Source organism: Nonomuraea sp. NPDC049141, from assembly GCF_040648415.1.
In the GTDB taxonomy this organism is placed as follows: Bacteria; Actinomycetota; Actinomycetes; order Streptosporangiales; family Streptosporangiaceae; genus Nonomuraea.
The window spans coordinates 84,975-102,459 of record NZ_JBEZDR010000030.1; the positions used below are offsets into that span (position 1 = coordinate 84,975).

The 17,485-nt window shown below is 70.4% G+C and carries 13 protein-coding genes; 3 read left to right on the forward strand and 10 right to left on the reverse strand.

The annotated features are described in order from the left end of the window. Positions 1-22 precede the first annotated feature (22 nt). From AB0B91_RS55935 to AB0B91_RS55955, 5 genes are read right to left on the reverse strand one after another with little or no spacing between them, the layout of a single operon-like run. A complete protein-coding gene (locus AB0B91_RS55935; RefSeq protein ID WP_358339899.1) occupies positions 23-1,609 on the reverse strand; it encodes an acyl-CoA synthetase in 1,587 nt (528 codons plus the stop codon). After that, positions 1,609-2,757: a thiolase domain-containing protein gene (locus AB0B91_RS55940; RefSeq protein ID WP_358339900.1), complete on the reverse strand. Its 1,149-nt coding sequence runs from the start codon at positions 2,755-2,757 to the stop codon at positions 1,609-1,611. Before AB0B91_RS55940 ends, AB0B91_RS55935 begins: the two co-directional genes overlap by 1 nt. A gap of 3 nt (positions 2,758-2,760) precedes the next feature. After that, positions 2,761-3,780, reverse strand: a complete 1,020-nt coding sequence (locus AB0B91_RS55945; protein WP_358339901.1) for a thiolase domain-containing protein — start codon at positions 3,778-3,780, stop codon at positions 2,761-2,763. Continuing rightward, complete coding sequence (locus AB0B91_RS55950) at positions 3,780-4,622, reverse strand: OB-fold domain-containing protein (RefSeq protein ID WP_358339995.1); 843 nt, start codon at positions 4,620-4,622, stop codon at positions 3,780-3,782. Before AB0B91_RS55950 ends, AB0B91_RS55945 begins: the two co-directional genes overlap by 1 nt. A gap of 43 nt (positions 4,623-4,665) precedes the next feature. Next, on the reverse strand, positions 4,666-6,216 hold the full coding sequence (locus tag AB0B91_RS55955; protein ID WP_358339902.1) for an acyl-CoA synthetase: 1,551 nt from the start codon (positions 6,214-6,216) through the stop codon (positions 4,666-4,668). A 192-nt stretch (positions 6,217-6,408) separates the two neighbouring features. Between AB0B91_RS55955 and AB0B91_RS55960 the strand changes: the two genes are divergently transcribed. Beyond that, positions 6,409-7,218 (forward strand): crotonase/enoyl-CoA hydratase family protein, encoded by an 810-nt coding sequence (locus AB0B91_RS55960; RefSeq protein ID WP_358339903.1) that lies wholly within the window; start codon positions 6,409-6,411, stop codon positions 7,216-7,218. 53 nt (positions 7,219-7,271) lie between these two features. Here AB0B91_RS55960 and AB0B91_RS55965 read toward each other — a convergent pair whose 3' ends face one another. After that, entirely contained in the window at positions 7,272-8,378 is a 1,107-nt protein-coding gene (locus tag AB0B91_RS55965; protein WP_358043368.1) for a nitronate monooxygenase family protein, read from the reverse strand. A 125-nt stretch (positions 8,379-8,503) separates the two neighbouring features. Beyond that, positions 8,504-9,421 carry a DUF3068 domain-containing protein gene (locus AB0B91_RS55970; RefSeq protein WP_358339904.1) on the reverse strand — a complete coding sequence of 306 codons (918 nt, stop codon included), beginning with the start codon at positions 9,419-9,421 and terminating at the stop codon, positions 8,504-8,506. A gap of 272 nt (positions 9,422-9,693) precedes the next feature. Between AB0B91_RS55970 and AB0B91_RS55975 the strand changes: the two genes are divergently transcribed. Both AB0B91_RS55975 and AB0B91_RS55980 read left to right on the forward strand, forming a co-directional pair. Further along, the gene (locus AB0B91_RS55975; RefSeq protein ID WP_358339905.1) at positions 9,694-10,413 is read left to right on the forward strand and encodes a class I SAM-dependent methyltransferase; all 720 of its coding nucleotides are present in this window, start codon (positions 9,694-9,696) and stop codon (positions 10,411-10,413) included. Then, positions 10,410-11,612: an acyltransferase gene (locus AB0B91_RS55980; protein WP_358339906.1), complete on the forward strand. Its 1,203-nt coding sequence runs from the start codon at positions 10,410-10,412 to the stop codon at positions 11,610-11,612. Before AB0B91_RS55975 ends, AB0B91_RS55980 begins: the two co-directional genes overlap by 4 nt. Here the strand turns inward: AB0B91_RS55980 and AB0B91_RS55985 are convergent. From AB0B91_RS55985 to AB0B91_RS55995, 3 genes are read right to left on the reverse strand one after another with little or no spacing between them, the layout of a single operon-like run. Further along, positions 11,533-15,582, reverse strand: a complete 4,050-nt coding sequence (locus tag AB0B91_RS55985) for an alpha-(1->3)-arabinofuranosyltransferase family protein (protein WP_358339907.1) — start codon at positions 15,580-15,582, stop codon at positions 11,533-11,535. The two genes, AB0B91_RS55980 and AB0B91_RS55985, sit on opposite strands and share 80 nt — an antisense overlap. After that, a complete protein-coding gene (locus tag AB0B91_RS55990; RefSeq protein WP_358339908.1) occupies positions 15,579-16,682 on the reverse strand; it encodes a glycosyltransferase family 4 protein in 1,104 nt (367 codons plus the stop codon). Before AB0B91_RS55990 ends, AB0B91_RS55985 begins: the two co-directional genes overlap by 4 nt. Further along, positions 16,679-17,482 (reverse strand): glycosyltransferase, encoded by an 804-nt coding sequence (locus AB0B91_RS55995; RefSeq protein WP_358339909.1) that lies wholly within the window; start codon positions 17,480-17,482, stop codon positions 16,679-16,681. The genes AB0B91_RS55990 and AB0B91_RS55995 overlap by 4 nt, the downstream gene beginning before the upstream one ends. Positions 17,483-17,485 lie beyond the last annotated feature (3 nt).

Below are 17,485 nucleotides of genomic sequence, written 5' to 3' on the forward strand. Positions count from 1 at the left end.
CCACGCCCCCTACACGAGCGGGTTACGCGCCGGCGGATTCCGCCTGTGTGCGGGCCCACCGGTAGTCGGCCTTGCCCGCCGGCGAGCGGACCATCTCGTCCACGAACACATACGTACGAGGCACCTTGTACCCCGATAAGTGCTGTCGGCAGTGCGCGTCCAGTTCGTCCGCCGTCACCCCGGCCCCCTCGCGCGCCTCGATCACGGCCGCCACCCGGTTGCCCCACCGCTCGTCCGGTACCCCGGTCACCACCGCGTCGAAGACCGCCTCATGCCCCTTGAGCACCGCCTCCACCTCTTCGGGGAACACCTTCTCGCCACCGGTGTTGATGCACTGCGACCCGCGCCCGAACACGTTCACGGTGCCGTCGGCGTCAACGCTGGCCAGGTCGCCGGTCAGCAGCCACCGGGTGCCCTCGGCGTCGGTGACGACCGTACGGGCGGTCTTCTCCGGGTCGTTGTAGTAGCCGAAGGCGACCCGCCCCGACTTGGCCACCGTCCCCAGCTCGCCTGAGCCCGGCTCGACGGGCCGCAGCTTCTCGTCGAGCACGGCGAGCCCGGCTGTGGCGTTCGGCTGGTAGCGCAGCCCACTCTCGGGCGAGGAGCCCGCCACGCCCGAGGCGGTGAAGCCGGACTCCGTGGAGCCGAAGTTGTCCAGGATCATGATGTTGGGCAGGGCCCGCTGGAGCCGGTCGCGCACAGCTCCGGTGAGGATGGCCCCGGTCGAGCTGATCACGATGAGCGAGGACACGTCGTAGTCGCCTCGCTCCATCGCCTCCGCCATGGGCCTGGCCATGGCGTCGCCGGTGATGCTGATCGTGGCCACGCGTTCGCGCCCGACCGCCCGCCACACCGTGTCGGCCTCGAACCGGCGCACGTAGACCACGGTCGAGCCCATCCACCAGCTGATGAACGTGCCCATCTGCGCGGCCCCGTGCATCAGCGGCGCGGCCGCCATCATCACCATGGGCTCCTTCTGGGCCGCCTGGTCGACCACCGCCTGCGGCGTCGGGAGCGGATCGCCGTACGGGTTGCCGCCGCCGAAGGCCATGAACAGGTCCTCGACGTGCCACATCGCGCCCTTGGGCATGCCGGTCGTACCGCCGGTGTAGATGATGTAGACGTCCTGCCCGGAGCGCGGCTCGAAGCCGCGCGAGGGCGCGCCGCGTTTCAGAGCATCGGTGTACGGCACAGCGGTCGCGACGGACGACTGGCCGCCGACCGAGATCAGGTGCTTCAGCAGCGGCGCCCCGCCCATGACCGCCGACACCCGCGCGTCGAACTCCACATCGTAGATCAGCGCCCGGATGTCGGAGTCCCGGTAGAGGTAGAGCAGTTCGGACTCGACGTAGCGGTAGTTGACGTTGATCGGCACTGCGCGGATCTTCAGCGCGGCGAGCAGCCCGGCGATGTACTCGATGCTGTTGTACAGGTGCAGCCCGACGTGCTGGCCGGGCTGGATGCCGAGCTCCAGAAGGTAGTGGGCGATCCGGTTGGCCTCGGCGTCCAGTTCGGCGTAGGTGCGGCGCTCGTTGTCGCAGACGACGGCCACCCGGTCGCCGATCGCGTCCGCGATCCCCTCGAACAGGTCAGCGTGGTTGAACTCCATCAGGGCTTCTCCCGTCCGACGATCCACATCGCGAAGAACTGGGCTCCCCCGCCGTACGCGTGGCCGAGCGCCAGCCGGGCGCCGTCCACCTGGTGCTCCCCCGCCATGCCGCGCACCTGGAGCGCGGCCTCGGCGAACCTGATCAGTCCCGACGCCCCGATGGGGTTGCTGGACAGCACTCCGCCGGAGGCGTTCCACGGGATGTCGCCGTCGAGGGCGGTGGCTCCCGATTCGGTGAGCTTCCAGCCCTCGCCTTCTGCCGCGAAGCCCAGGTTCTCCAGCCACATCGGCTCGTACCAGGAGAACGGCACGTACACCTCGGCCACGTCGATCTGGCGGCGCGGGTCGGTGATGCCCGCCTGCCGGTAGACGTCGGCGGCGCAGTCCTTGCCCGCCTCCGGGCTGACCGTGTCGCGCCCGGCGCGGAAGATCGGCTCGGACCTCATGGCGGTACCGTGCAGCCAGGCGGGGGTGCCGGTGACGGCCGACTCCGACGACAGGACCATGGCGCAGGCGCCGTCGCTGGACGGGCAGGTGTCCAGGTAGCGGATCGGCTCCCACAGCATCGGCGTCGACTCGACCATCCGCCGGTCGATGCCGGGGATCTTCAGGTGGGCGTAGGGGTTCTTGAGGGCGTTCAGCCGGTCCTTGACCGCCACCAGCGTGCCGATGTGCTCGGGCGCGCCGGTTCGGCGGATGTACTCCCGGATGTGCGGCGCGAAGTAGCCGCCGGCCCCGACCACCAGCGACGCGCTGAACGGCAGGTGGGTGGAGAGCGCCCAGGTGGCGTTGGACTCCGACTGCTTCTCGAACGCCACGACCAGCACCCGGTCGTGCACGCCGCCCTGGACGAGGCTCGCGCCGACCAGGGCCGTGGAGCCGCCGACGCTGCCCGCGGTGTGCACGCGCATCATCGGCTTCCCGGCCGCGCCGAGCGCGTCGGCCAGGTACGCCTCGGGCATCATCACGCCCTCGAACAGGTCGGGCGCCTTGCCGATGACGACCGCGTCGATGTCCTTGAACGTCAGCCCGGCGTCGTCCAGCGCCCTGACGGCCGCCTCGCGGACCAGTCCGGCGATCGACACGTCCCTGCGCTTGGTCGTGTAGTACGTCTGGCCGACGCCTATCACGGCACACCTGTTGCCCATTTCTCATGCCTCCAGGACGGTCACAAGGTTGTGCTGCAGGCAGGGGCCGCCGGCGGCGTGACCGACCGTGCGGGCGGCCGTGCCGTCGTGGATGCGCCGGGCCGCCTCGCCGATGCGGATGAGGCCGGTGGCCATGACCGGGTTGGCGGCGAGCGGGCCGCCGGACGGGTTGATCACCGTGCCCTCGGGGAGCTCCAGCGCCTGGCGCAGGATCGGCTCCTCGTGGGCGAACTGGGTGTGCAGCTCGGCCACCTCGACAGGACCCTTGCCGACCCCCGCGGCACGAGCGGCATCGGCCGCGGAGGCCGACCGGGCCAGATCCCGCATACCCAGGTAATGCGGCTCTATCCGATGCGAGATGCCCCTGATGTACGCGGGTCTGGCGCACAGCTCCCTGGCCAGGTCCCCGGCCGCCAGGACGATCGCCGCCGCGCCGTCCGTGATGGGGGCGACGTCCGATTTCCTGATCGGCTCGACCGCGTACTCGTCGGTGACGTCCTCGGGCAGGTCGAACGCGTACGGGTTGGCCCGGCCGTCGGCCCGGCTGCGCCGGACGATCTCGTCGAGCTCTTTCCGGTCGGCGCCGGCGGCGCTGGCCTGCAGGGCGGCGAAGGAGAGCTGGTCGAGACCGAGCGGCGCCAGGTAGTAGGGATCCAGCTGAAGCGTCATGATCTTGCGCAGGTCACCGAGTGACGACTTGCCGAAGCCGTACACCAGGGCGGAGTCGACGTCGCCGTGCTGGAGGCGTACCCACGCCTCGTACAGTGCCCAGGCGGCGTCCATCTCCACGTGGCTTTCGGAGATCGGCGGCCAGGCGCCGAGCGCGTCGAGCGCGGAGACGAACGAGAACGGCGCGCCCGCGAGGTAGTCGCAGCTACCCGAGCAGGTGAAGCCGAACCTCTTCAGCCCGGTCAGCTCCTTGACCTCGTTGATGACGGGCAGGATGAGCTCGGGTTCGCTCAGGCCGCCGTCATGGTCGGTGTGGCGGGTCTGGGCGAACGCGACAACGGCTACTTCACGCATCAGAGCTCCACATCCGGCTCGCCGGTGGGGGCGAACCATCGGACGTTGGCCATCGACTTCGTCCGCTCGTCCTCGGGCACCCATTCGGCCTTGACCCGCATGCCCTGCCGCACCTCGTGCGCCGGGACGCCGCCGACGAGCGCGATCATAGGGATGTCCGCCCCGTCGAGCAGGATGTACGCCGACACGAAGGGCACTTCGGGGGCACGCGGGTCGGGCAGGTTGTTGATGGCGTACGTGGTGATCGTGCCGGTGTCGGGCACTTCGAGCTGGTCGCCGATCGGGCCGCCGCATTGGGGACAGAAGACGCGGTACGGGACGTACACCTTGTCGCAGGTAGGGCACCGGCCGCCGAGGAACACACCGCGCTCGACGCCTTCCAGGAAGGTCAGGAGCCCGCCGCCCACCTGCAGCCGGTAGTCGGCCCGCACGTTGGACACGATCTTCGTGACTTCCGGCGCGAAGTAGGAGATGTCGCTGATGTGACCGGTGCGCTCGTTCCGCCAGACAGGCCACACGCGGGCGCCGATCTCCAGCGCCTTGGCGTTGCCCGCGTCGACCGCGTGCACCAGCGCGGTGTCGGCGCCGTCGAGCTTGATCATCGCCCAGGCGAACGGCCGGTCGAGCGGGTGGCTGTCGCGCGGCTCGGCCACCCACGCCCACGCGGTCACCGTCCCGGCGGGCCCGACCTCGACGAACTCGTCCGTGACCGCCTCGCCGCTCGCGGGGTCGTACTCCAGCGGCGGCACCAGTACCTTGCCCTCGGCGGTCCGCACGCCGACGATCCGGCCGCCGCGCAGCTCGGTCAGGAACCGCCCGATCACCGGCCCGGTCGTGCGCATGTATCCGCCGGGGAACTCCAGTACGTGCTCCGCCACCAGCGGTTCAGATGGCACGGTCGTGTCCCTCCCAGAAAGGTGCGCGGAGTTTGCGTTTGAGCAACTTGCCGTTGGGCTCGCGGGGCATCTCTTCGATGAAGTCGATCGACCTGGGCCACTTCATCCGGGCCAGGCGGCCTTCCAGCGAGGCGAGGATCTCGGCCGCGAGCTCGGGGCCCGGCGCCGAACCCGGCGCGGGCTCGACGATGGCCTTGATCTGCTCGCCCCAGTCGTCGTCCGGGATGCCGAACACCGCCACGTCCGCGACCTTGGGGTGGATCATGATCTCGTTCTCGATCTCGGCGGGGTAGATGTTCGCCCCGCCCGAGATGATCATGTCGGCCTTGCGGTCGCACAGGTAGAGGAAGCCGTCCTCGTCCAGGTAACCGATGTCGCCGACAGTGAAGTACTCCTTGAGCCGGTTCGCGGCGGTCTTGTCGGGGTCGCCCTTGTACACGAACCCGGTGCCGAGCATCTTCATGTAGATCGTCCCGGGGGTCCGGGTCGGCACGGGTTCGCCCGCGTCGTCCACGATGAGCAGCTCGCTGATCGGCCAGGCCGAGCCGACCGTGCCCGGGTGCGCCTTCCAGCCCTCCGGCGTGGCCAGGGTGCCGCCGCCCTCGGTGGCCGCGTAGTACTCGTAGACGCAGTCGCCCCACCACTCGAACATCGCCCACTTCACCGGCACCGGACAAGGGGCGGCCGCGTGGATCATCCACTTGAGCGAGGACAGGTCGTACTTGTGGCGGGTCTCCTCGGGCAGTGCCAGGAGCCGCTTGAAGTGCGTGGGCACCATGTGCGAGTTCGTGACCTGGTACTTCTCGCAGAGGCGGAGCATCTCCTCGGCGTCCCACTTGTCCATGTAGACGAGCGTGTGGCCCATGTGCAGGGCCGTGCCGCCGAACTGCGTGACGGCGGTGTGGTAGTTCGGCGAGGTGATCAGGTGCGAGTTCGGCCGGCCCCGGGTGATGCCGAACAGACCCGGCAGGAACGACAGCATCTCGGCTGCGTCGTCCGGGTCGAGTCCGTTCAGTGGCCGCCGGACGCCCTTGGGCTTGCCGGTCGTGCCCGAGGTGTAGTGCATGGTCAGCCCGGCCGTACGGTCGGGCGGCGCGGTGTCCGGCTGCCCGTCGGTCAGCTCACTGATCCGCCTGAACCCCGGAATATCAGCATCCTGTACGGCGAAGCGCCGCTCGGCCGCGATGGCCTCGGCGCCCCTGACTCCCTCGACCGCGTACCTGGCGTCCACGAAGAACGCCTGGGCCTCGCTGTCGGCCACGATGTAGGCGATCTCGGGTCCGGTCAGGTGCCAGTTGATCGGTGTGTAGTACCAGCCGGCCTGTAACGCGGCCAGGTAGAGGACGAGCCCGTCCACACCGTTCGGCACGAGGCCGCAGATGCCGTCTCCCGGCTTCAGCCCGAGCTCGCGCAGGCCGTGCACCAGCCGGTTCGACCGGGCCAGCAGGTCGCCCGCACGGTGTTCCGTACCGTCGGGATCGACGGACGCGATCCAGTCCGGATCCGCCTGCGCCAGCCGCCAGAAACCGAGCGTGCCCATCGAAACTCCTCTTCAGGTGGTCCGAGGCCCCGATAAACAAGAACTTGTTCTCGTTTTGCCTGGGCAGCGTATCCCGGCGTCCAGGCTGTAGCAAGCGCTTGATCGTGGTCCTGCCGCCATCTTCGTCCGCCCGCTCTCCACGCGGTAGGATCGCTGCCTAACAAGCGCTTGATTCGTTACCTGGAGGCGTCCGTGGAGCTCCTGCCGATCAGCACCCCCCACTGCCAGGTGGAACGCGACGGCCATGTCGTGATCGTCACCATGAACCGGCCGGAGGCCCGTAACGCGCTCTCCTCCGACATGCTGATCGGCCTGGCCTCGGCCTGGGCATATGTGTCGGCCGAGGCGGAGGTCAGGGCCGCCATCCTCACGGGCGCGGCGGGCACCTTCTGCGCCGGCGCCGACCTCAAGGCCATGGGACAGCCTTCGACGGACACCGAGGTGCAGGCCCGCGCCGCCCAGATCCCCAACTTCCACTGGAAGGGCCTGCTCCGCGAGGACCTGCCGACCAAGCCGATCGTGTCGGCGGTCGAGGGCTACGCGGTGGCGGGCGGCACCGAGCTGCTGGTCGGCACCGATCTGCGGGTGGTGGCGGAGTCGTCGACGCTCGGCCTGTTCGAGGCCAAGCGGGCGCTGTTCCCCATGGGCGGCAGCGCGATCCGCCTGCCCCGGCAGATCGCCTACTGCCACGCCATGGACCTGCTGCTCACCGGCCGCGCCATCACCGCGGCGGAGGCCCTGTCCATGGGGCTGGTCAATCGGGTCGTACCGGATGGGCAGGCGCTGACGGTGGCGCGGGAGATCGCGGACGACATCGCCGCCTCGGGCCCGCTCGCCGTGCAGGCGATCCTGCGTACGTACCGGGAGACGCTCGACCTGTCGGAGCCGGAGGCGCTCAAGGTGTCGGACGAGATCGGCTGGCCGGTGATCGGCTCCCAGGACGCCCGCGAGGGCGCCCGCGCCTTCAAGGAGAAGCGGCCCGCCGTCTACAAGGGCCACTGAGCGCGAGGGCGTGCGAGGTAGCGGGATCTCGCCCGCTACCTCGCGGACAATCATCAGTCCCCGGTGATGCGGCCGAGCCGTTCCATGGCCTCCGCGTACTCCTCCATCAGCGCGTACATGACGTCGCGTGTGGACCGCACCTGGTTCATGATGCCGATGATCTGGCCGGCGGGGAAGGTGGCCAGTTCGGCGGCGTCCGAGCGGCCGATGCGGCGCAGCGCGTCCGACACCAGCATGAACTGCAGCGGCATCGGCAGTGTCCCCGGTGACTCCTGCGACTCCCAGGCGTCCGTCCACTCGTTCTTGAGCAGCCTGGCCGGTTTGCCCGTCCAGCTGCGGGAGCGGACGGTGTCGCGCGAGGTGGCCGCCAGGATGCGCTGCTTGGCCATCTCGGGCGTGTCGGCCTCCTCGACCGTGAGCCACAGCGAGCCGGTCCAGACGCCCTCGGCGCCCAGGGCCATGCCGGCGGCCATCTGGCGGCCGTTGCCGATGCCGCCCGCCGCCAGGACGGGTACGTCCACCGCGTCCACCACCTGAGGGATCAGCACCATGGTGGAGATCTCGCCGGTGTGCCCGCCGGCCTCCGTGCCCTGCGCCACCACGACGTCCACGCCGACCTCGACCTGCTTGAGCGCGTGGCGCGGGGTGGAGGCGAGGGCGGCGACCTTGACGCCGTGCGAGTGGGCCAGCTCCACCACGTCCGCCGGCGGCGGGCCCAGCGCGTTGGCCAGCAGGGCGATCGGGTGCCGCAGCGCCACCTCCACCTGCGGACGGGCGGTGGCGTCCGTCCAGCCGAGCAGGACCTTGCCCGCGTCGGCGTCCGACGACAGGGCGGGAACGCCGTGTCCGGCCAGGAGCTCCTCGACGAACTTCCGGTGACCTTCGGGAATCATCGTCTGCAGGCGGCCCACCAGCTCCTCGGGCGCGAAGTCGGCGCCCTCGTAGGAGGCGGGCATGACCACGTCGACGCCGTACGGGTGGCCGTCTACGTGGTCGTCGATCCATTTGAGCTCCATTTCGAGCTCTTCGGGGGTGAAGTAGAGGGCTCCCAGTACGCCCATGCCGCCGGCCTTGCTGACCGCGGCGACCACGTCCCGGCAGTGGCTGAAGGCGAAGATCGGGAGCTCGATTCCGAACATGTCCGTCACACGTGTCCGCATGGGCCCGACAATACGACCGGCGGCGAAGAAACTGCAACGCGTTCTAGTACTAGAACTTTTCGTCGGTCGCATAAACGAACGAGGGCGCCCCCGTTGATCGGGGGCGCCCTCTTACGCGTTACCGGCTACTCGCTCTCGCGGCGACGGCGGCCGAGGATGACCGCGACGGCCAGCGCGACCAGCCCGAGCACCAGCAGGACGATCGGGATCGTGGTCTTCAGCAGCGCGATCTGGTTCTTGGCGTCGGTCGCGGTGCGCACCATCTCGGTGATGGTCTGCGGGGTGAACGAGGCGGTGGCGACCAGGGCCTTGGCGCGCTCGACGCCGTCCTGGGTCTTGAGCGTCTCGTTGCGCCGCACTTCCTGCTTGACCGGGGCGCCGCTGTTGGGCTCGACCCAGTAGGTGTCGGTGCCCTCGTACCAGCGGTCAAGTTGGATGTCGCCCGACTGGGTCACGCCGAACATCGAGCCGGGGGCGGTCAGCGTGGCGACCTTCGTGGCCGGGATGTTCTGCTGGAACTTGTAGACCGGCAGCCCGTTGACGGTGTCCTCACCGACGAAGGTCGTGTCGAAGGCCTGCTTGGCCGTCTGGTTGAAGACCTTGTAGGTCTTCTTCTCGACGCCGAACGGGAACAGGTAGATCTGCCCCTCCAGCTTCACCGGCTCCTTGTCGACGCTGACCCCGCAGCAGTTGACGCCCACCCCGGTGCGCCGGTCGAAGGCGCTGCGCCGCTCCGACAAGCTGATCTGCGGCTTGTGGTTGGTGACATCGTCCACCACGGTGAACTGGTCCCAGACCACCCGGTTGTCCGTGGCCTCCTTGACGTCGCCACGGGTGGTGACGAGCATGCTGAGGTCCGCGGTCAGCACCTTGCCGTCGGCGATGGAGAAGTACTGGGCACCCGGAGCCTGCAGCTTGGTGACGCTGTACTGGGCCGCGGGAGCAGCGATGATCTTGTCCGCCGCCCAGAAGCGGACCATGCCCGCGAGTACCACCAGAAATGCCCCGACGGCAACGAGAACGAGTACAGGTGTGCGTCGCATTCTGGATCCTCCTGGCGGTCGAGGGATACGAGAACCGGTTACTTGTCCCCCCGGACATCAACCGCGGGTGTGATACACCCGCAACATGATCGCTACTGGAAAGTAGCATTTGATGACAGATCGCTGCAGCTACATCCGCATAACGAATCGGAACAGGTTCTACGATGAAGCCGGTCAGAGCGGGATGTTACCGCGCCGCCCCCTCAGCGGTCTCGCCTCGGCCAGAGCTTCGTTCTATTGTGGGAGCCCGTCAACCCCCGGGAGCCGCGAGCATGCGCGCCGATCTGGCCAGATCCATCCGCCTCTTCCGCGCCTTCAGGTCCGAGCAGGCCACGCCGAGCGCCTACTACGCCACGCTGGCCGCCGACACCACCGCGCAGCTCCGGCGCTACGTCCCGCTGGACGGCAAGACCGTGCTCGACGTGGGGGGCGGGCCGGGATACTTCGCCGACGCCTTCAGGCGTGACGGCGCCCGCTGCCTGTGCGTGGACGTCGACGCCGGCGAGCTGGCCGGGCAGGGCACGCCCGGTGGCGGCGTGCTCGGCAGCGCCCTGGACCTGCCGCTCGCCGACGCCTCCTTCGACGTGTGCTTCTCGTCCAACGTGCTGGAACACGTTCCAGACCCGTGGCGCATGGCGGCCGAGATGACGCGGGTCACGCGGCCCGGCGGCCTGATCTTCCTCGCGTACACGAACTGGCTCTCCCCCTGGGGCGGTCACGAGACCTCGCCCTGGCACTACCTGGGGGGCGACCGGGCCGCCCGGAAATATGAGGATAAGTACGGCAAGCCGCCCAAGAACCGTTATGGCGAGAGCCTCTATCCGGTGTCGGTGGCCGACGGGCTGCGCTGGGCGCGGACCCGTACGGACGCCGACCTGGTCGACGTGCTGCCCCGCTACCTGCCCTGGTGGTGGCGGCCGATGCTGAAGGTGCCGATCGTCAGGGAGTTCGCGACGTGGAACCTGGTCCTCGTGCTCAGGAAACGCCCATGAGTGCCGTACAGGCGCCCGCGAAGGGCCCGACGGCGGACCCGCCGGTGGGCCCACCGGCGGGCAGGGACGCCGCGCTGGACGGCATCCGAGCCCTGGCCGCGCTCGGTGTCTGGGTGCTGCACGTCGGTGGCAACACCGGGATCATCTACCGCGAGGGCATGTTCGCCTGGATGACCACCCGGCTGGGCATCGCCGTGCCCATCTTCTTCCTGCTGTCGGGCCTGCTGCTCTATCGCCCGTGGGCCCGCGCGGTCATCGAGGACACGCCGCGCCCCAGGCCGGGGCGCTACCTCTGGCGCCGGATGGTCCGCGTCCTGCCCGCCTACTGGCTGGTCACGGCGCTGGCCCTGTGGGCGTGGGGCTCGCTCGACTGGACCGGCTGGGCCAAGTGGCTGTTGCTGCTGCAGAACTACACCGAACAGAACCGCGCCCCCGACGGCCTCTACCAGATGTGGACGATGCCGATCGAGATGGCGTTCTACCTGCTGCTGCCGGTGCTCGCCTGGGCCCTGCACAGCTGGGCGCGCGGCGGCAACCGGCCGGTCAGACTGCTCGCGGGCATCGCCGTGCTGCCGGTGATCTCGCTGACCAGCGTGATCGTCTCGCACGTCTACGACCAGCCGCAGCTGGCGCTCTGGCTGCCGCATCACCTGATCTACTTCGCCGCCGGCATGGCCATGGCCGTGCTGTCGGTGTGGATCAAGCAGAGCAAGGTGGTCGACGCGCTGGCGCCGCAGCTCCTGGTGCTGGCGCTGCTGCTGTACGCGGTGCTGAGCACCGAGCTGGCCGGCCCGCGCACGCTCACGCTGCCCACGCTGTCGCAGTCGCTCTGGCGGATGATCCTGGAGACGTCGGTGGCCGTTCTCGTGATCGCGCCGTTCGCGCTCGCATCCAGGCACGACTCGCTGCGGCACCGCGTGCTGGGCAACCCGGTCACGGCCTACCTGGGCCGCATCTCCTACAGCTTCTTCCTGTGGCACGCGCCGGTGATCACCCTCTACTACAAGGTCACCGGCGACCAGCCGTTCACCGGCGACTTCGTGAAGGTCGCGATCCTGACGTTCATCGCCTCACTCCTGATCAGCGCCGCCAGCTATCACCTCGTCGAGGAGAACGCGCTCAGGCTCGCCGGGCGTCGGCCAGCGGCTGCTCCGCCTTCGCCGGCTCCGGCTCAGGAGCCGGTGGCTCCTGCTCCGTGACGAGCTGCCCGAAGAGCACGCCCATGGCCGCACAGGCCACGAGCTGCGGCACCTGATCCATCAGCGGCCCGACATCCACTCCACGGTCCCGCAGCGCCATGGCCGCCGCCAGCGCCACCGTCGCCGCGCCGAACAGCCAGCCGGCCCCCCAGTGCACGGCCGCCGCCCACCGTGCCCGCAGCTGCAGCACCGCCACGACGGCGGCCAGGGCCGCGAGCATGCCCGGCCAGTCCGCCACCCAGCCGCCGAAGGCCAGCCCCAGCACGATCACGTACGGCACCCGCCAGCGGGACAGCCGCGACTCGCCGGCGAGGGCGGTCGCCCTGACGTGCTCGGGACGCGGCCCGCGTAGCGCCAGGGCGAGCAGCGTGAGCAGGGCGATACCGGCCAACCCCAGGGCGAGCGCGAGCCAGTAGGGCCGGTCGGGCACGTACTCCATGCGCACGGTCCCGGACGTGCCGGCGGGCAGCTCCCACGCCTGCTTCCAGCCGTCGATCCGGACCGGCCGCAGCTCCTTGCCGTCGAGCTCGGCGCGCCAGCCCGCGTTGTAGTTCTCGTTGACGACCAGGAAGGCGTCCTTCGGCGCGGTCACCTTCGCCTCGCGTGCCGACGACGTCCACGAGCCCGGGACCGCCGCGCCCTCCACGGCCGGCGGCTCGGCCGGGAGCGAGCCGACCACCAGGTTCTCCACCGCGAACGGGTCCCAGCCGGCCGCCCTGACCCGGTTGTCGCCGGTCGTGAGCGCGGCCTTCGAGCAGCCGGTGAACTTCACCGGCCGCTGTTCGAGCAGGTCGGCGAAGGTGCCGGTCACCTTGGTCGCCACGGTCACGCCGTTGACCTGCAGACTCGGCCCCTGCCCGCAGGCCAGCCGGAACGGCACGCCCTCCGGCCTGCTGGCCGGCTGGACACCGGGGATCACCAGCTCGGTGACCTCCAGCTTCTTGGAGGCGGCATAGAAGCGCAGCTTGAGCCGGGTCGTGGCGAGCGCCTTGAAGCTCAGGTAGCCGTTGGCGTCCACCCGGCCGCTGCGCACGGCGCCCTTGTCACCGGTCAGGACCACGTCGAGCGGCTGCTTGTCGCCGCCGGGCCGGGCGATCTGGATCCGTGAGAGCACGCGCCTGGCCTTCCAGCCGAGCGTGAGCGTGGGCTCGGGGTCACTGGCGGCTGGGAGCCAGGTGGTGGCCCCGTCGGCGTCGAACGCCGACCTCGGCGCGGAGACCGCGTCCTTGCTCGCCTGCGACGAGCCGGTCACCGTGGTCAGTTCGCCCAACCGGGTGAAGCGGTCGACGAGCTTCGCGTCCCGCAGGATGGCGGAGCCGCGTACCGCGGCCTTCTGCCCCTGCTTAACGGTAAAAGTCCGATCGAATCCGGCGCCTTCCTCGCCCGGCCTGGCCAGCAGCGGGTTGCAGATCCAGCGGCTCTGGTTCCGCATGCACCAGGGGCGGGAGTCGAGCCCCCGGTCCATCACGAAGGCGTCGCCGCCCTCGCCGGGCAGCCGGATCGTCCGTCCGGGCAGGATGCCGGGGATCGTGAGCTCGGTGATGCCCACCCGCTGCACGAAGCTCCAGTTGGCGTTGTAGGTGGCCAGGATCCGGACGCGCAGCCAGCTCGTCGCACCGGGCGGGACACGCAGCTTCTGCGGGCTGTTGGTCTGCTGGACGTCCTGCTCGATCCGGCCGCCCTCGGTCTCCACGGCCACGCGCTTGACCGACTGCCCGAGCAGCACGTTGTTGGTGAACGTCGCCTGGAACGACGGGATCACCCGCGGTCTGGGCAGGTCCACGCGCAGCCACTCGCCCTGGGGCCGGTGCCAGCCGCCGCTCTCCCAGCCGGTCTCGTAGTCGCCGTCCATGGCGGCCCACGGGCTGCGCCCGGTGGCGCTGAGGCCGGGCACCGCGTCGGCGTCGGCCACCGAGGAGGAGGCGGTGATGCTGGAGATGCCGTCGTACTCGGCGGTGGCGGTGTCGCCCAGCCAGCCGTCTTCGAGCAGGTCGAGCGTCTTGACCCCGGAGAAGTCGTCGCGCCGGTCGGCCGTCAGGGTGGGCGTCCAGTTCGACCGGATCTCACCGAACTGCCGTTCGCGCAGCCGCAGCGCGTCGCTCACCACGGCCGGCGTCTCGCGCTTGCCGGCGTCGCCGTTCACCAGCACGGGACCGTCGCCGAGCAGCCCGAGGTCGCCCATCGTGAGCAGGGAGTCCGGCCCGCCCCGCACCTGTACGGCATCGCCCGCCGACTGCACGCTGAGCAGGTCGGAGCTGCCCGACACCTCGTAGACCTCCAGCGCGGGGAACGGCCAGTCCACCGACTCGATCACGTCGTCGGTGACGGTGTCGCCGACCTCCCCGCCGAACGAGCGCACCTTCGTGATGCCCGGCGACTCTCGCAGCGCCTCGTAGATCCGGGACGGCCAGGCGCCCTGGAGGTTCGCCCGCATCAGGTCGTTCCTGACGACCAGGTAGCGCACGCCCATCCTGCGCAGCACGTCGGTCAGCCCCGGCGAGCCGTAGCCGGCCGTGAGCCGCTGGTCGATGGCGTCGAGCAGCCTGGTCAGGCCCACGGAGCCGGCGGCCGCGACCTGCCGGGTGGTCCAGCGGGCGGTGAACAGCGGCTGCATGGGGTCGTCCATCGGCCGGCCCCAGAGGTATTCGCCGAACTTGGCGCCGGGCACGACCAGCACGCCGTCGTCTCCGGCGTTCTCGTTCACCCAGGCCGCCGCCTGCCGCCAGTAGAGCGGCACCTCCTTGAAGTCGCCGGGAGCGCCCAGCCCCTGGTTGAAGACGGGCAGCACGAGCCCGGCCAGGGCGACCAGGGCCACCGAGCGCAGCCGCAGCCGGGCCCCGGCCAGCAGGTGCGCCAGCCCGAACGCGAGCGGCAGCCGGACCAGCGGGTCGAACTTCCGCAGGTTGCGCAGCGGCGCGAGCGGCCCGTCAAGCAGCCACCGTACGGGCTCGGCGACGACCGGCTCCAGCGCGCTCATGTGCCCGGCGACCAGCGCGGCCACGCCCACGATGAACAGGACGAGCAGGAAGCCCTTCGCGGGCAGGTCGCGCCGGGCCAGCCCGGCCAGGCCGAGCGCGGCCAGCAGGCCGGTGATCACGACCAGCACGGCCGAGGTGGCGATCGCGTAGCCGGCGGGCTGGTCGGTGACGCCGCCGACAGTCAGGTAGCGCACCCAGTCGGAGGCGCCCCGCAGCACGTTCGTCAGCGACGTGACCTGCGTGGTCGTCGAGGCCGTCTCGGTGTAGGGCAGGAAGGAGAACGCGTAGCGGCCCACGAGCAGCAGCGGCAGCCACCAGAACAGGGTGGCCACGGCGACCGCGCCGCTCCACCAGCCGAGCATCCGCCAGCGGGGCACCGGGTTCGGCCGGGTCAGGATGTAGAGCGCCGGGGCGATGAGCACGGCCAGCACCGCGACCGCGTTCACGCCGCCGCAGAGCGCGACGGCGAGCCCGGATCGGACCGCCGCCCTGGCCCGCTGGCCCGTCTCCGTGGCGGTGAGCAGCGGGATCAGGATCCACGGCAGCATCGCGGCGGGCAGCCACTCGATCGAGATCTCGCCGATGATCGACAGGGTGCGCGGCGCCAGCGCGTACGCCAGCGCGCCGGCGATCCGGGTGCCCGGCGTGCCGACGCCGAGCTGCCTGCCCAGCCGCTCCACACCGAGGAACGCCACGCACAGCAGCACCGTCAGCCAGAGCCGCTGGGTCACCCAGGGCGCCAGGTGGGCCAGGTCGCCGAGCGCGAAGAACGGGCCCATCGGGAACAGGTAGCCGGCCACCTGGTTCTGCAGCTGGCCGAAGTGCTGGAGGTCCCAGAGATGGGCGGCGCGCTCCAGCCAGCCGATCGGGTTGAGCGCCAGGTCGAGCTTGGTGTCGGAGATGACGTTGCCCGGCTTGGTGGTGAACGTCAGCACGGCGAAGCCCAGGCAGCACAGTGCCAGCCAGAGCCTGTGCCGGACCCTGTCGATCACGGCTCCTCCCAGCCGGGTCCCGCCGTCCGGCCACGCACCAGCGCGGCCAGCCGTTCCGCGCTCCGGTCCCAGCAAAACTTCCCCGCCCATTCCCGACATTTCGCGCTATAGGTGTCGTTTAGTTCGTCGAGGGCCACGGCGATGCCCTTGGCCAGGCCGGTGCTGCCGAGGCCCTCGGGCACCAGCCAGCCCGTCTCGCCGTGCCGTACCGCGTCCCTGAGCCCGTCCACGTCGAACGCGACGGTCGGCACCCCGAGCGCGGCGGCCTCCAGCACGCACAGCCCCCAGCCCTCGCCCTGCGAGGCGTTGACCTGGAGCCAGGCGGCGGCGATCAGCCGCTCCTTCTCCGCCTCGGGCAGGTAGCCGTGCATGGTGACGCCCTCCGGGAGCCGGGCGCGCAGCCGCGCCTCCTCCTGGCCCCGGCCGATCACGTCCACGGTGAGCTCCGGCCACTGCTTCCTGAGCTGGCTCACCGCGTCGAGCAGCAGGTCGACGCGCTTGTGCGCGACCAGCCTGCCGACGCAGACCAGCCGCGGCGTCCGACTGCGGGGGAAGTCGCCGTTCGTGGAGACGTTCACCCCGTTGGGCACGATGTGGATGGGGCCGATCCAGCCGAGCCGCTCGCGCATGGCGCTCACGGTCGAGGGCGACACGGCCACGCTCTCGTGCCCCTGGTACGTCCACCGCGACACCGGCCCCTCCAGGAACCGCCCGAACACCGCAAGCCACCGGGGCAGATGCACGTCGAACTGCCGGTCGTGCACGTGGTGCACCACGCACATGATCTTGGTACGGCGAGGCAGCACCAGCGGGGTGAAGAACGGGATGCCGTTCTGGCAGTCGAGCACCGCGTCGAACGCACCACGGCGGAGCACCAGCCAGACCAGCACCAGAGGATAGACGGTGAACGGCCCGCCCATGCGAGCCAGCCGTACCCCCTCGATGGTCTCCTTCCGGCGCTGACCCGGCGCCCGCGCCGTGACGAAGCACACCTGGTCGCCGGCGCGCGCGAAGCGGCGGGCCATCTCCCAGGCATACGTCTCCGCGCCACCGGCGGCCGGGTGCCACGGATCACGCCAGTTGACGACGGCGACGTTCACGGAGATCCGACGGGGTCGAGCGGCTGCTCCCACCTCGGACTGACGCCGGGGCTCGGAGCGGCGCGCAGCCTGAGCCAGATCCGGCCCAGCTCCAGCAGGATGCCGGCGCCGTGCCTGGCCGGGGAGAAGCGCGAGCCGGGCATGTCCCGCCAGTTGACCGGGATCTCCAGCACGGTCGAGCCGAGCGCGACGCAGCGGGCCAGCAGCTCGACGTCGAAGGCGAAGCCGAAGGTACGCAGCCCGGCGACGGCCTCGCGGACGAGCGCGCCGTCGAAGAACTTGAAGCCGCACTGGGTGTCGCTCACCCCGCGTACCAGCACCCTGGCCAGCGCGCGGAAGCCGACGGCGCCCAGCTCGCGGACCCGGCTGTGCCGGTTCTCCACGTCGGAGAAGGCGTGTGCCCGCGAGCCCACGACCACGCGCTCACCGGAGAGCAGCAGCCCGAACGCGACATCGATGGCGCTCAGGTCGGTGGCCATGTCGGCATCGCAGAAGCCCACGAAGGGGGCACGGGTGTCGAGCAACCCCGCACGGACGGCGGCACCCTTGCCGGGAGTCGCGCACTCGACGAGCCGGACCGGAACCGGCCCCCGCGGCCAGGTCCTGACGATCTCACCGGTGCTGTCCGTGCTGTTGTTGTCGACCACGATGACGGCGGTCGGGAACGGCATGCGGGCAAGCTTCGCGCACAGCTGCAGGAGCCCCCCAGGAAGTCGCCGCTCCTCGTTGAAGGCGGGAACGACGATCTCGAGCAGTGGTGGTCGGCTCGTCCTCTCGTCCCCAAGGGGGGAGGGCGGCATAAC